A 14853-nucleotide genomic window follows, 5' to 3' on the forward strand; every position below is an offset into this window, starting at 1 on the left:
CCGGGTCCGACATCAGTGCGCGGGGCGCAGGTCCGACCAGGCCCGGCCGGGTGCCGCCAGCCGCCACGCGTCCAACGGTCCGTCGAGGACCCCCGCCGGTCCGGCGAGCCACACCAGCTGGGTACCGGGCGCGACCACCCGTTCCTGGGTCACGCTCCCCTCGCTGCAGCACCGGCACAGCACCCGGGTGTTCTCGGCCGGCTCGGCGCACAGGCCGCGCGCGTCGAACAGGTCGATGAGGTCCTCCAGGTCCACGGCCGCGGGCGCGGTCACCGTCACGGTCCACGAGGACAGCTCGGACGTGCGCCACAGCAGGATCTCGTCGAAGACCGGGAACGCCTGGTCGCCGACGACGCGTTCGCCGTTCGGCGCGCCGTCGTGCAGCACGATCTCGCCGAACCGGCGCTCCGACGCGGTGGGGATGCTCACGACCCGGGCCCGGGTGGGGCAGATCCGGCGGGCCCAGACGACCTCGGAGCCGTCGGCCTCGTCGAGCCGGACGCAGGTCATGCCGAAGTCGTCGACGATCTCGCCGTCGCCGGGCGCGAGGTCGATGCCGAAGCCCTGCCAGGCGTCGCGGGCGGTGGTCCACTCGCCGAGGACGGTGGCGGCGATGCCGAGGTTCCAGTACGCGGGCTCCTGGACTCCACGCTGGACCCGGGCGGCGGCCTTCACGCCCATCGAGTACGCGCGCGCCCAGTCCCGGCGGAACTTGTGCGCCAGGGCCGCGTCGAACAGCCACGCGGGGCAGCCGGCATGGTCGGGGTAGTCGGCGGCGAGGACCTCCAACAGTTCGGCGGCGGTCTTCCAGTCCTGGGTCTCCCAGGCCGCGTACGCCTGCTCCAACCGCTCCCGCCCCACCGAGCCCACCCACTCCCCGTCGCAACCGGCACAGGCGGCCCACCCTAGAGGACTCCGACTCCGGTGGACAACTGTGCGGAAGTCGCCGCCGGTCACGGGGCGTGGTGGGGTTCCGGGCCGGCCCGACCGACCCGGAACCCCGGTCTCCGCTACCCGCAGACGAAGCGGGCCGCCGCCCAGTCCGCGTGGTCGCCGCCCTTGCCGTCACCCCCGTCGGTCACCACGAGGTCGACGAGCCGGGCCCCGGTGACGTCCACCGACACCGGTACCGGCGTCGACGTGCCGGTCATCAGGGGCGAGCGGTACTTCTCCACCCCGTCGACCTTCACCGCGAACACCACCGAGCCGTAGTCGGCGATCTCGTCGTCCACGCCGACGGTGGCCGTGAACCGGCCGCACTTCCTGTCGAGGTGGTAGGTGACCGTGGAGTCGGCGTGCGCGCCGAGCCCCTTGGGGTACACGGTGCCGGCCAGGGTGAGCGGCGCGCCGTCCCCGCCGTCGTCCTCGCCGTTGCTGCGGTCGCGTTCGACCGGGCCCCAGCCGTTGCTCGACTCGACCCAGGTCAGGTCGCTGGCCCAGGTGTCGCCGGTCGGGGCGGGCGGCAGCGGCACGCTGGTCACGGTCACCGCGAACAGGTGCAGGGCCGGCGCGTCGGGCAGGGTGACCGCCTGCACCGTCTTGCCGGGGTCGACCCTGACCTGCTGGTAGAACACCCGGTAGGGCGTCGTCGGGTACTGGTGCGCCCCCGCCGGCGTGTTCTTCCCCAGGGTGCTCAGCGCGACGGTCGCCCCGAAGCCGCCGGGGTCGACGCAGCACCAGTTCGGCACCCCGAGGTCCCGGGTCTCCGTACTGCCGTCGGTGTAGCGGACCGTCACCGGCCCGTTGGCCTGGCCCGTGCCCGTGGCGAGGACCGCCAGGTGCGTGCCCTGGCCGGACAGCGAGATCGTCTGGCCCTTGGCGGTCACGTTGTCGGCCTGGCCCGCCGGCACGTCCGGCCAGGTGAAGGAGGTGCCCTTCACGGTGACGGTCGCGCCCGGGGCGGCCCCGGCGGCGGCGAGGGACTGGGCCGAGAAGCTCGACCCGGAGCCGTCGATGTTGCCGGCGGTGGTGGCCGCGTCGTCGCTGGTCGCCACGTTGTTGCGGGCGGCGGCCAGGGAGCCGTACGGCACCTGGGTGGTCGCGTTCGCGGCGGCGGAGTTCTGCCGGCCCCGGACCGTGTAGTCGACCTTGCCCGTCACCGTCCTGTCGCCCGGCCCCTCGCCGGGGGTGACCCGGAACCGGACCTCGAACACCTTGCCGGGCTGCACCAGGTCGGATGTCGGCCGGCCCACCGGGGTGGCGGTCCACCCGGCCGGGGTCTGGATGCTGAGCCTGACGTCCTTGACCGGCTGGCCGGTCAGGTTGCGGAACAGCACGCTCTCCTCGTGCGTCACGCCGGGCGGCGCGAACGCGGGGGCCCCGATCTCGGCGCGGCCGAGCCCGTCGGTCGGGTACAGGCCGCCGAGGGCGGTGCCGCCGACGAGCTCGACCGTCGCCGACGCGGTGACGGCCACGGACGGCGTCTTGACGTGCACGACGCCCGCGCGGTCGGCCGGGTCGTAGTACCAGCCGGTGGCCGCGGCGGCGTAGCCGGCCTTGTCCAGTGCCGGCAGGGCCTCCCCCGCCACGGTGACCATGGTCGGGGCGGAGCCGGAGTGCACGGTCAGCTCGTAGGGCCGCGCGGTCGGGCTGCCCGTGTAGGAGCCGACGGACGGGCCGATCCGGACGGACACGTTCCCGGGGCCGTCCTTCGGGGCGGAGACGGTGAACTCCTGCGCCGCCGACGCCGTCGAGCGGGTGACGCCGTCGTCCTCGTGCAGGGTGAACGACGAGTTCCCGGACGGGTACACGTCGAGGGTCAGCCGGTCCGACGGCGCCCGGTCCCGGTGGTTGTTGATGCCCTCGGGCCACATGGGCACGACCGCGCCGGCCTTGACGAACAGCGGCAGGGTGCTCAGCGGCGCCTGGTAGCTCTCGATCGTGGTCGGGCCCTGGTAGAGCCGGCCGGACCAGTAGTCGACCCAGGTGCCCTTGGGTAGGTAGATGCCGCCCCGGGACTCACCGGAGGTCGACACGGGCGCGACGAGGAAGTCCTCGCCGGCCAGGAACTCACTGGTCGCGTTGCCGCCCCAGGTCTTCGGGTCGTCCGGGTACTCCAGGACCAGGGACCGCGCGATCGGGGTACCGGTCCGGTGCGCCTCGGCCGCGTACGTGTAGAAGTACGGCAGCAGCCGCTCGCGCAGCTTCAGGTAGTTCCGGTTGATGCTGGTGTACGGCTCGCCGTAGGTCCACGGCTGCTTGTCGTACTCGGCCCAGCCCGACATGCTCATGAGCGCCGGGGTGAACGCCTTCCACTGCAGGTCGCGCACGTAGCTCTCGGCGGAGCCGCCGAAGATGCCGTCGATGTCGCCGGCCGCGTAGGCCTGCCCGGACAGCCCGGAGCCGTGGATCGCCGGGATCTGCCAGCGGATCGCGTCCAGCGAACCGGCGTGGTCGCCGGTCCAGGTGACCGCGCAGCGCTGCGAACCGGTCCAGCCCTCGACCATCCACACGAACCCGCGCGCGTCGGAGTGCCGTTCGATGCCGTCGTGGGCGTCCTCGCAGCCCGACAGCGCCTGCCGGTAGCCCTCGCCGACCCAGGCGACGTCGAGCTTGCGGACCCGGACGCCGGCCGTGCCGACCTCGTAGGCCTGGTTGGTCAGGGCGCGCTCGGTCCACAGTCCCATGTCGATCTTGCGGTCCCGCAGCGCCGTGCCGACCTGGTCGAGGTCGACGTACTCGCAGCCGTAGCCGTCGTTGACGAGCATCCAGCCGCGCGGCATGTCGTGGTCCACGAAGCCCTGGGCGACCTTGACCGCGTCGGGGGTGCGCAGCTTGTCGGGGTCGCGGGTGCCCTTGTAGCCGGGGTTGGACCGGTTGTAGCAGTCGGCGTCGCCGTACTCCAGGCCGTAGACCGGGGGCATGAACGGCCGGCCGGTCAGCTCGGTGTACCGGTCGAGGGACTGCTTGAGGTCGCCGACGAAGAAGTACGCGTCGAAGCGGCGCTCGTCGTGCGTGGTGGCCACGGGCGCCTTGAAGGCGTAGCTGCCCGGGGCGAAGGTGTTGCGGAAGACGCCGTAGCCGGCGGTGCTCATGTAGTACGGGACGGCGTTGGGGTTGCCGCCGTCCTCCCAGTTGTAGTCGGTGGAGATGGCGATGGTCTGGTCGCGGTGCGAGAACCGGCCGTTCTGCATGCCGCCGCCGAAGAACTGCTCCTTGTCGCCCCGGCTCAGGCTCTGGGTGGCGCTGCCGGCCGTCCAGGACAGGGGCGCGGTCTCGGCCCAGATCTTCTTGTTGTCGGCCCCGTACAGGGTGAAGGTCAGGGCGCTCTTGCGGGCGACGAGGCGCATGGCGGCGGTCCGCAGCTCGTAGGTGTCGCGGGTCTCCTTCCACGTGGTCGCCGGTACCGGATAGTCGGTCTTGACGACCAGGTTGGCCTTCGGCGCGGCCGGGTCGGCGGGCGCGGTGTTCGCCGGGTCGGTGAACTCGCCGTCCGGGGCGAGCCACAGCCGGAACACGTCGGCCTTCTGGAACACGACCCGGACCTTGGCGGCCCCGGAACTGAAGGTGTAGGTGGCACCGTCGGCCGCGAAGCCGGTGACCGCGCCGAGGTGGCCCGGATCGGCCGCCACGGCGGTGCCCGGCGACAGGATCGAACTGGCGAGTACCAGCCCGACCGCCGCCGCCAGCAGGGGTTTCATACGCATCTTTCCGACCGCCCGTCGTTGAGAGGGATGAGGCAGTGCTACTTGGAACCGGTGAAGGCGATGCCCTGGATGAGGTGCTTCTGGGCCACCACGAAGATCACGATGACCGGGAGGGTGGCCATCAGGGAGCCGGCCATCAGGACCGGGTACTCGGTGAGGTGCTCGCCCTGCAACGTCGCCAACCCGGCCGACAGGGTCATCGACTCCGGGGAGGTGTTGACGACCAGCGGCCACATCAGGTCGTTCCAGGACCACAGCACGGTGAGGATGCCCAGCGCGAGCAGCCCCGGGCGGGCCAGCGGCAGCATCACGTGCCAGAAGATCCGCAGCGGGTTCGCGCCGTCGATCCGGGCCGCCTCCTCGATGTCGTTGGGCAGACCGAGGAAGAACTGCCGGAGCAGGAACGTGCCGAACGCGCTGAACATCCCGGGCACGATGAGCGCCGCGAGCGTGTTGAGCCACCCCAACGACGAGACGATCTGGTACTGCGGGATGAGGAACAGCTGGCTGGGCACCATGAGGACGGACAGGAACACCACGAACAGCGCGCCCCGCCCGGGGAATTTCAGCCGCGCGAACGCGTAGCCGGCCAGCGCGCAGAACACGAGCTGCGCGAGGGTCCGCCCGGCGGTCATCAGGACCGTGTTGAGGAACTGCCGCCCGAACGGCAGCGAGTCGAAGACCCGGCCGTAGTTGGACCACTCCCACGAGGGCACGAACGTGGGCGGGATCCGGGTGGACTCCCCGAACGACTGCACCGAGGTGAGGAATTCCCAGAAGAACGGGGCGACCATCGCCGCCGCGCCGACCGCGAGCACCAGGTGCACCGGCCAGAGTCGGGTCCTACTCATAGTGCACCCACTTCTTCTGCAGCCGGAACTGGACCACGGTCAGGGTCAGGATCACGGCGAGCAGCACGACGGCGATGCAGGCCGCGTAGCCGCGCTGGTTGTCGACGAACGCCGCCTCGTAGAAGAGGTAGACGATGGTCCGGTTGTCCGTGAGGGCCGGGTTGCTGCGGTCCATCATCATGTAGATCAGGTCGAACATCTGGAGCGAACCGATCACCGTCAGGACCGTCACGAAGAAGATGCTGGGGCTCAGCAGCGGCAACGTGATCGAGAAGAACTGCCGGACCCGGCCCGCGCCGTCGATGGCCGCCGCCTCGTAGTAGTGCTGCGGGATGCCCTGCAGGCCGGCGAGGAAGATGACCGCGTTGTAGCCGATCAGGGTCCACACCCCGACGACGGCCATCGCGTACAGCACGACCCGGCCGTCGGAGACCCAGTACGGGCCGTCCACGCCGAACAGGGACAGGCCGTAGTTGAGCAGGCCGTAGTCGCCGTTGTAGATCCACCGCCAGAGCATCGCCACGGCCGCCGGCATGGTGACCACCGGCAGGAAGTAGAGCGTGCGGTAGACGCTGACGCCGCGCAGCTTCGGCGTGTTCAGCAGCACCGCCAGCACGATGGACAGCGGCACGCCGAGCAGGACCAGTCCGGAGTAGACGAACGTGTTCCTCAGCGCCTGCCCCACGGCCGGATCGCCGAACAGGGTCGTGTAGTTGGCGAGCCCCACCCAGGTGTGCCCGCCGAACGCGCCCCACTCGGTGAAGCTGAAGTAGACGGTCTGCACGACCGGCCACAGGTAGAACACGGCCAGGCCGAGCCCGGTCGGGGCGATCATCAGGTACGCCCAGGGCCAGTCGCCGCGCGGCCGCCGGCCCGCGCCCCCGGAGCCCCCGAGCCGGGCCAGCCACCCCGGGGCCCGGGTGACCGCGTCGGCCACCCGGGACTCCGTCGCCGTCATTCCTTCGCCAGCGCCGCGTTCATGGCCGCGGCGAGCTCCTTGGCCACGCCCGGCAGGTCGCGCGAGCCGTCCCAGGCCAGCGGGAGCAGCTTGCGCTCCTGGTCGGCCCACCCGGCGGTGTTCTTCGAGATCGGGTACGGGACCGCGTAGGGCACCTCGTCGAGGAACGCCTTCAGCTGGTACTGCGGCATCGCGCCGACCCACGTCGCCTGCGTGCCCTCGTACGCGGGGATCACCGTACCCGTCTCGGCCTGGATCCTGTGCGCCTGCTCCGAACCGAGGAACGTGGCGAACTCCAGGGCCTCCTTCGGGTGCTTGCTCTTGGCGTACACCACGTTGCCGAGGCCGTGGATCACGACGGCGCGCTTGTCGCCCTGCGGCAGTACCGCCACGTCGATCTTGCCCTTGAGCCCGTCGTCCTTGGCGAAGCCGACGGCCTCCCAGGAGCCGCCGTACATCATGGCGACCTTGCCCGAGGTGAACAGCTGGGTCGGCTCGGTGTCCGACATCTGCTGCACGGTCGGCGACACCTTGTGCTTGTTGATCAGGTCCACCCAGAACTGGAGGCCCTTCACGGTGGCCGGGTCCTCGTACCCCGACTTCTTGCGGTCCGCGGACACGACCGTGCCGCCGGACTGGAAGATCGTGTTGTAGTAGTTCTCCTGGCTGTAGGCGGGGGCCGCGATCCCGAACTGCCCCTTGGCCGGGTCGGTCAGCTTCTTCGCCGCCGCGGTCAGGGTCTCCCAGGTCCAGGTCTCATCGGGGTACTTCACACCGGCCGCGTCGAACAGCGCCTTGTTGTACCAGAGCCCGATGGTGTCGAAGTCCTTCGGCAGCGCGTACTGCTTGCCCTGCCAGTTGTAGGTGTCCACCAGCGACTTCGGGTACTTGGACAGGTCCGCCTTCTTGTCCATGGGCGCGAGCACCCCTGAGGAGGCGTAGAGCCCGAAGCGCGGGGCGTTCATCCAGAACACGTCGGGGGCGCTGCCGCCGGTGACCGAGGTCTGGAGCTTCGTCCAGTACTCCTTGTTCGGCGTCAGCTCCACCTTGACCTTGACGGTGGGGTGCGCCTTCGTGAACTCGGTGGCGATCTTCTCCATCGCGGGCACCTGGTTCTTGTCCCACACCCCGTACGTCAACGTGACGTCGCCGCCGGAGTCCCCCGACCCCGAGCAGCCCGCCGTCGCCAGCAGGGCAGCCGTGACCAGGCCCGCCAGCACTCTTCTCCGCAACATCAGTCCGTCCTTCCGCGGTGCGCGTGGCCCCCGATGTTGAGGGAGCCTAGCGCGCACTTATGCAAGAAGGAAGCATAATTCTTGCCGAACTTTGCAGACGGCGTCAGACGGTGAGCACGGTGACCCCCAGGTCCTCGAACGCGCGCACCGCGTCGGCCGGGGCGTCGCGGTCCGTGATCAGCAGGTCGACCTCCCGGGTGTGGCAGATCCGGGCGAAGGACCTGCGCAGCAGCTTGGAGCTGTCGGTGACCACCACGACCTGCCGGGCGAGCTCGGCCATCAGGTGGTTGATGCTGGCCTCGCCGTCGTGGTGCGCCGAGGCCCCGAACGCCGGCTCGATGCCGTCCACACCGAGGAACGCGATGTCGAAGGTCAGCTCCGAGATGATCTTCGTCGCGAGAGGACCGATCAGCTCGTAGGACTGCGGGAGGGCCACCCCGCCGGTGGCGACCACCCGGACGTTCGGCCGCATGATCAGTTCGGAGGCGATGTTCAGCGCGTTGCTGACCACGGTCACGACCTGCCCGCCGCCGGGGTCGGCCAGCGCGGGGCTGGTCGCGATGGCCCGGGCCACGGCCGTGGTGGTGGTGCCGCCGTTGAGGGCCACGACCATGTCCCGCTTGACCAGGGCGGCGGCCGCCGCCGCGATCCGTTCCTTCTCGGAGACGTGCCGGGCCGACTTGTACCGCATCGGCAGGTCGTAGGACACCTGGTTGGCCACCGCCCCGCCCCGGGTGCGGGTGACGAGCTGCTGGGCGGCCAGCTGGTCGAGGTCGCGGCGCACGGTCGCGGCGGACATGCCGAGCTTCTCGGCGGCCTCGTCGATCTCGACCTGGCCCTGGGTGGCCAGGATCTCCAGCAGGGCGCTCAGCCGTTCGTGACGGTTCACGGGGTCCTCTCGTAGCGCGTGTGTTCCACAGACTCCACCATGAGTCCACACGAATCTACGCTCCGCGCACCATTGTTGCAAGAAGCTGCAATATTAGTCGGCAATCTTGCAGTTGGGGCGCGCGGGGTGGGGCGGGCGGCGGGCCGTCGACCCGGTGGCCGGCGAGGACGGCCCCGGGCGGAGCCGTGCCCCCGCCGACCCCGCCGCGGGCGGGGTCGGACCGGGGGCACGGAGGCAGGTCACCGGCCCGCGGCTCAGGTCACGAACACCGTGAACTCCGCCAGGTGCACCGTGCCGCCCGCCGCGAACTGGAGGAACATCCGCTGCTCGCCCCGGGTGCCGAACTGGGCGTGGAACACCAGGGTGGACCCGCTCGGCCCGGCCGTCGTCATCGCCGGGGCCAACGGGTGCAGATGGGTCAGCGCCAGGCTCTGGGACTCGAAGGAGGACAGGTGGGCGTACGCGCCGAGGTAGGGCTCCAGGGCCGTGACCACCGTCCCGGACGCGTCGGACACCTCGAACCGCATCGTGGTGCTCCGCCCGACCGGCAACATGGCCAGCCCGTCGAGCCGGGTCACCGTGTACGGGCCGGCCTTCGCGGTCTTCGCCGGGGGCGGCAGCGGGACGAAGTTCGTGTCCCCCGGGATGAGGAAGGGCACGCCGAGGACGGTCGGGTGGCCCGCCGCGCCGCCCCTGCCCCGGGGCAGGAACTCGGCGAAGACCCGGTACGCGCCACCGTCGGGGACCGCGACCGTCGCGCGCCAGGTGCCGGCCGTCAGGGTCGGGTGCAGGTGCTGGTAGGCGCTCATGTCGTCGCGGACCACGTACATGTGCAGGCGCTGGGTCTGCAGGTCGTCGTACTCGGTCGCGGGTTCGCCATCGGGCCCGAGGATCCGGAACGCCACCTCCTTGGCCGGGCCGCGCGCGTCGGGGACCGTCACGGCGATCATCCGGTAGCCGTCGTGGCTGTCGGACAGGCCGTCGCCGTGCAGGGTCGGGGACGGCGAGGGCAGGGGGGCCGACGCGGCGGGCGGGCCGGACGACGCCCGCACCGTGTACACGACGGACGCGGCGAGGATGCCGGCCAGCAGTACCCCGAAAGCGATCTTGATTTTCACGGGTCCTCCACGGACGCGCCGAGCCCGGGCGGGGAGCCAGAGGTGCGCTCCCCGCCCGGGCGGGCGGGATCAGAACTGCAGGTTCCAGGCGTCGATCTTGCCGACGTCCTGCGAGGCGACGTCCTTGACCTGCAACTTCCAGACGCCACCGGGCGCCTCGGACGAGGCGTTGACCGTGTACGTCTTGATCACGTTGTCGGCGCTGTCGCTGTTGGCGATGTCCTCCAGCAGGTAGACCGTGCCGTCCGGCGCGATCAGGGAGATGACCAGGTCACCGCGGTAGGTGTGCTTGATGTCCACGCCCACCTTCAGCGTGCCCGGCGTGACGGTCGGCCCCGACACCGTGATGGAGCTGGTCACCGTCGCGTTGTCGGTGATCGCCACGTCGGCGGTGTTCTCGAAGTAGCCGCCGGTAGGCGGGACGGTGCCCAGGTTCGGCTTGACCAGCACGAGGCCCTGCTCGATGCCGTTGATGGCCACGATCCCGCTCTTCAGGAACGGGTAGACGTTCCACGCCCCGTTGAACGACTGGTTGTTGTCGGCCGGGTAGATGTCGAAGTAGCCGGCCTCCGTCAGGGTGTTGGAGGCGATGTTCTTCGCATCCAGGATGTGCAGCCCGGCCCGGTAGTTGGCCTGGTACACGTACCCGTTGTGGATGTACTGGTTGTGGTCGATCGCCGCGCCCATCGAGCTCGGGTTCGGCGTGTAGGTGCCCGACCACACGGGCGCGTCGAGGTCGGCGACGTTCCAGATCAGGGTCCGGCCGTCGTTGTCGAGCTCGTCGTCCATCACCAGCATCTTGTGGTCGGCGGTCAGCCAACCCTGGTGGGTGTACCGGTTGTTCGTGTACCCGGTCCGGGACAGCTGCTTCGGGGCCGACTTCGTGGTCACGTCCACGATGGTGAGCGTGTCCTCGTTGTAGTTGAAGCAGATCTCCTTGTTCTGGTACGCCACGTCCGGCCCGTGGTAGACCACGCACTGGTTCTCGTGGGTGTACCCGTCGTTGCTGACGCAGCCCGCGTTCGTCGGCGACTTCGGGTTCTGCACGTTGACCATGTGCACCCCGCCGCTGCACGTGTTCGTGCCCACGGCGTAGATGAAGCCGGTCTCCTCGTTGACGGCGAGGGTGTGGGAGTTGCCGAAGCCCGTGTAGCGCGCGTCGGCGGTGAACGTCTGCGGCGTGGTCACGGTCCGCAGCCGGGTCAGGTCGAACACCTGCATGCCGTGGGTCGAGATCGAGTCGGCGCCGACGTACGCGTGGTTGGCGTACACCTTGATGTCGCGCCACGAGCTGCTGGTGCCGTTGTACGACGGCAGGTTCCCGAGGTACTTCGGGTTCACCGCGTCGGTCACGTCCACGAAGGACGTGCCGTTGGACCGGCCGACGAGGATGTACTCCTTGTTCGTCGAGGTGTCGGTCCAGCCCCACATGCTGTTGCCGTTGCCGCCGCCGATGCTCGACAGCGGCAGGACCGACAGCAGGTCGATGTTGGAGCAGGGGTAGCTGCCGGCCTTGCCGTTCACGCACGTCACGGCCGCCCCGGTGATGGGGGCGGTGCGCCAGGCGGGCTGGTGGTCGGCCTGGTGCCGGCGGATGTCCTCCTTGCCGGCGGGCGAGTCGGGATCATGGGCCGAGGCGGCGGGGGTGACGGTCAGCAACAGGGCCAGGGCCCCGACCGCCAGACCCGCCACGCGGATACTAGTGCGCACGGCGGCGCTCCATTCCGGGGCGCGCGGGCGGTCCGTCGCTCGCGGCACGGCCGGACGAGCGCCCGGTTCCGCACGACCCTGTGAGTTGAGGGGTGGGTGTCGCGTCCACATATGTGGTGGTCCACATCGTACGCAGACAATCGCCGCACGGCACTCACAGGCGTCTATGTGAAATTTCCGTTTAGCCTGGCACACCGGTCACGGGTACAGCCGCAGCTCCGTCACCACGGCCGTGACCAGCTCGGCGGGCGTCACGTCGAACGCCGGGTTGTACACCCGGGTGCCCGGCACCGTGGCCAGCTCCCCCATCCAGTCGGTCACCTCGGCCGCGTCCCGCTGCTCGATCACGATCCCCGCGCCCGTCGGGGTGTCCGCGTCGATCGTCGACTCCGGCGCGACCACCAGGAACGGCACCCCGCTGCGGGCGGCGGCGCACGCCAGCGCGTACGTGCCGACCTTGTTCGCGACGTCGCCGTTGGCGGCCACCCGGTCCGCGCCCACGATCACCGCGTCGATCAGGCCCGCCCCGATCGCGGCCGGCCCGGCGGAGTCCACGCACAACCGGTACGGGATGCCCTCGGCGGCCAGTTCCCACACCGTCAGGCGGGCGCCCTGCCGCAGCGGCCGGGTCTCGGTGGCCAGGACCGACTCGACCCGGCCGGCGGCGGCCAGTTCGCGGACCGCGCCCAGGGCCGTGCCCCAGGCGACCGTGGCCAGCGCCCCGGCGTTGCAGTGCGTGAGCAGGCGCAGCGGCCGGTCGCCGTACCGCTCCGCCAGCAGGTCGGCGGCGCGCTTCCCCGCGGCCCGGTTGACCCGCTCGTCCTCGTCGACCATGGCCACCGCCTCGGCGAGCACCGCGTCGGGCCCCTCGGGCAGCCTCGCCAGGGCCCGGCGCACGCCCCAGGCCAGGTTCACGGCCGTCGGGCGGGCGTCGGCGAGCCGGGCGGCGTCGGCGCGCACGGCCGCCTCGTCGCCCGGGTGCGCGAACGCGGCCAGGGCCACGCCGAGGCCGCCGGCCACGCCGATCGCGGGCGCGCCCCGGATCGCCAGGCGCTGGAGGGCGGCGATCAGGGCGTCGACCGTGTCGAGGCGGATCAGCCGGTACTCGGCGGGCAGCGCGCACTGGTCGATCGCGAGGATCGCTCCGTCGTTCCAGTCCAGGGTCCGGTCCATGAGGGCAGCCTAGGGGAACGGGGGCCCGGCGCGGGGCCCCCGGGCCGCACGGGGCCGTGGGGGGAACCGGCACCCCGTAGCATCAGCGGCGAAGATCCACCGAGACGAAGAGGGCCCGATGCGCGACCGCTGGAACGACGCCGACGCACCCGCCGACCCCCTCGGGAGCTGCGTGTACGGCTCGCGGCTGCTCGGGGCCGAACCCGACCTCGTCCTGCACGGCGGCGGCAACACGTCCGTCAAGACCACCGTCGCCGACCTGGACGGCTCCGACATCGAGGTCCTGCACGTCAAGGGCAGCGGCTGGGACCTGGCGACCATCGAGCCGGCCGGGTTCGCCCCGCTCCGGATGGACCGGCTCCGCCAGCTGCTCACCCTGCCGGCGCTCAGCGACCCGGCCATGATGAACGCGCTGCGCTGCTCCTCGCTCGACGCCGGCGCGCCCGATCCGAGTGTCGAGTCGCTGCTGCACGCGCTGCTGCCGTACCCGGCGGTGCTGCACAGCCACGCCGACGCGCTGATCGCGCTGACGAACCAGCCCGACGGGGCGGAACGGGTGCGCAAGCTCCTCGGGTCGGCCGTCGTGGTCGTGCCGTACGTGATGCCCGGGTTCGACCTGGCCCGGCGGTGCGCGGACACCGTGCTCGACCAGCTCACCGACGAGACCGTGGGGCTGGTGCTGCTCAACCACGGGCTGTTCACCTTCGGGGCGGACACCCGGGAGGCGTACCGGCGGCACGTCGACCTGATCAATCGGATCGAGGGGGCGCTGCCGGAGCCGGGGAACCGGTCCCGCCCGTCGGCGCAGACGGCACAGGTCGGCGGCCCTCCGGCCGGGGACGCTGCCGTCGCCGGGCTCCCGGGCCCCGCGAGTGCCGATGCCGTGCTGCCGGATCCTGCGCGCGCCGATGCCGTGCTGCCGGACCCCGCGCGCGCCGGTGCCGTTCCGGTGTTCCCGCCGGTGGAACACGCCCGGCTGCGGGCCGAGGTGTCCGCGCTGGTCGGCGCGCCCGTCATCCTCAGCCGGCACGAAGACCCGGAGCTGCGGGCCTTCGTCGAGCGCCCCGACCTGGCCGACCTCGCCGGGCGCGGCCCCCTCACCCCCGACCACGTGATCCGGACCAAACGCGTACCCCTCGTCGGTCGTGATCTGGAGGGTTACGCCGCCGACTACCGGGCCTACTTCGCCGAGCACGCCCACCGGCGCGGCACCGCCCTCACGATGCTCGACCCCGCGCCCCGGGTGCTCCTCGACCGCGCGTTCGGGCTGCTCACGGTCGGTCGGCGCGCCGTGGACGCCGAGATCGCGGCCGACATCTACCGGCACACGGTGACCGTGATCGGCCAGGCCGAGGAGCTCGGCGGGTACCGGGCGCTGCCGGCGGCGGACCTGTTCGACATGGAGTACTGGGACCTGGAGCAGGCCAAGCTGCGCCGGGCGGGTGCCGCGGCCGAGTTCACCGGGGAGGTCGCCCTGGTCACGGGTGCCGCGTCCGGCATCGGGCTGGCCTGCGCCGACGCGCTGCGGGCCCGGGGCGCGGCCGTCGTCGGCGTGGACGTCGACCCGGGCGTGACCGGCCTGTTCACCGGCCCGGACCGGCTCGGGCTGGTCGCCGACGTCACGGACCCCGACGCCCTGCGCGCGGCCGTGGCCGCCGGGGTGGCCCGGTTCGGCGGGCTCGACATGCTGGTGGCCTCCGCCGGGGTGTTCCCCGCCAGCCGGCCGCTCGCCGACCTCGACCCGGTCGAGTGGCGGCGCACCATGGCCGTCAACGCCGACGCGACCGCCACCCTGCTCGCCCTCGCCCACCCGTACCTGGCGCTCGCGCCCCGGGGTGGCCGGGTCGCGGTGATCGCGTCGAAGAACGTGCCCGCGCCGGGGCCGGGCGCCGCGGCGTACTCCGCCTCGAAGGCCGCCGCCACCCAGCTCGCCCGGGTCGCCGCCCTGGAGTGGGCCGCCGACGGCATCCGGGTCAACCTGGTGCACCCCGACGCGATCTTCGACACCGGCCTGTGGACGCCGGAGCTGCTCGCCCAGCGCGCCGGGCACTACGGCGTGAGCGTGGCCGCCTACAAGAAGCGGAACCTGCTGGGTACGGAGCTGACCAGCGCCCGGGTCGGGGAACTGGTCGCCACGGTGTGCTCGGCGGTGTTCTCGGGGACGACCGGGGCGCAGATCCCGATCGACGGCGGCAACGAGCGGGTGATCTGACCAGGCCCGGTGGGGGCGGCGCGCGCCGCCCCCCCCGGACCCCTAGGGGCGGGTCGCCGCC

At 71.6% G+C, this 14853-nt stretch carries 10 protein-coding genes; 1 reads left to right on the plus strand and 9 read right to left on the minus strand.

From position 1 onward, the window contains the following. Window positions 1-12: 12 nt before the first annotated feature. The 9 genes from PT931_RS31660 to mtnA all read right to left on the minus strand — a co-directional run bounded on the left by PT931_RS31660 (window position 13) and on the right by mtnA (window position 12580). Window positions 13-861 (minus strand): tetratricopeptide repeat protein, encoded by an 849-nt coding sequence (locus PT931_RS31660; RefSeq protein WP_456249385.1) that lies wholly within the window; start codon window positions 859-861, stop codon window positions 13-15. A 149-nt stretch (window positions 862-1010) separates the two neighbouring features. After that, entirely contained in the window at window positions 1011-4646 is a 3636-nt protein-coding gene (locus PT931_RS31665; RefSeq protein WP_456249386.1) for an NPCBM/NEW2 domain-containing protein, read from the minus strand. 38 nt (window positions 4647-4684) lie between these two features. Continuing rightward, complete coding sequence (locus PT931_RS31670; RefSeq protein WP_456249387.1) at window positions 4685-5497, minus strand: carbohydrate ABC transporter permease; 813 nt, start codon at window positions 5495-5497, stop codon at window positions 4685-4687. Further along, window positions 5490-6455 (minus strand): carbohydrate ABC transporter permease, encoded by a 966-nt coding sequence (locus PT931_RS31675; RefSeq protein ID WP_456249388.1) that lies wholly within the window; start codon window positions 6453-6455, stop codon window positions 5490-5492. Before PT931_RS31675 ends, PT931_RS31670 begins: the two co-directional genes overlap by 8 nt. After that, entirely contained in the window at window positions 6452-7690 is a 1239-nt protein-coding gene (locus PT931_RS31680) for an ABC transporter substrate-binding protein (protein ID WP_456249389.1), read from the minus strand. The genes PT931_RS31675 and PT931_RS31680 overlap by 4 nt, the downstream gene beginning before the upstream one ends. Window positions 7691-7793: 103 nt before the next feature. Next, window positions 7794-8579 carry a DeoR/GlpR family DNA-binding transcription regulator gene (locus tag PT931_RS31685; RefSeq protein WP_363722281.1) on the minus strand — a complete coding sequence of 262 codons (786 nt, stop codon included), beginning with the start codon at window positions 8577-8579 and terminating at the stop codon, window positions 7794-7796. 254 nt (window positions 8580-8833) lie between these two features. Continuing rightward, complete coding sequence (locus PT931_RS31690; RefSeq protein ID WP_456249390.1) at window positions 8834-9697, minus strand: hypothetical protein; 864 nt, start codon at window positions 9695-9697, stop codon at window positions 8834-8836. Window positions 9698-9766: 69 nt separating this feature from the next. Beyond that, window positions 9767-11407: a choice-of-anchor B family protein gene (locus PT931_RS31695; RefSeq protein ID WP_456249391.1), complete on the minus strand. Its 1641-nt coding sequence runs from the start codon at window positions 11405-11407 to the stop codon at window positions 9767-9769. Window positions 11408-11605: 198 nt separating this feature from the next. Next, window positions 11606-12580 carry an S-methyl-5-thioribose-1-phosphate isomerase gene (gene mtnA / locus PT931_RS31700; RefSeq protein ID WP_456249392.1) on the minus strand — a complete coding sequence of 325 codons (975 nt, stop codon included), beginning with the start codon at window positions 12578-12580 and terminating at the stop codon, window positions 11606-11608. A gap of 118 nt (window positions 12581-12698) precedes the next feature. Between mtnA and PT931_RS31705 the strand changes: the two genes are divergently transcribed. Continuing rightward, window positions 12699-14792, plus strand: coding sequence for a bifunctional aldolase/short-chain dehydrogenase (locus PT931_RS31705; RefSeq protein WP_456249393.1), 2094 nt, complete (start codon window positions 12699-12701; stop codon window positions 14790-14792). The last annotated feature ends 61 nt before the right edge of the window (window positions 14793-14853 follow it).

Source organism: Longispora urticae (genome assembly GCF_053902585.1).

Excerpts from the sequence above, each read along its gene's own strand:
- PT931_RS31665 (WP_456249386.1), bottom strand. The coding sequence starts at position 4,646 with ATGCGTATGAAACCCCTGCTGGCGGCGGCGGTCGGGCTGGTACTCGCC.
- PT931_RS31670 (WP_456249387.1), bottom strand. The coding sequence starts at position 5,497 with ATGAGTAGGACCCGACTCTGGCCGGTGCACCTGGTGCTCGCGGTCGGC.
- PT931_RS31675 (WP_456249388.1), bottom strand. The coding sequence starts at position 6,455 with ATGACGGCGACGGAGTCCCGGGTGGCCGACGCGGTCACCCGGGCCCCG.
- PT931_RS31680 (WP_456249389.1), bottom strand. The coding sequence starts at position 7,690 with ATGTTGCGGAGAAGAGTGCTGGCGGGCCTGGTCACGGCTGCCCTGCTG.
- mtnA (WP_456249392.1), bottom strand. The coding sequence starts at position 12,580 with ATGGACCGGACCCTGGACTGGAACGACGGAGCGATCCTCGCGATCGAC.
- PT931_RS31705 (WP_456249393.1), top strand. The coding sequence starts at position 12,699 with ATGCGCGACCGCTGGAACGACGCCGACGCACCCGCCGACCCCCTCGGG.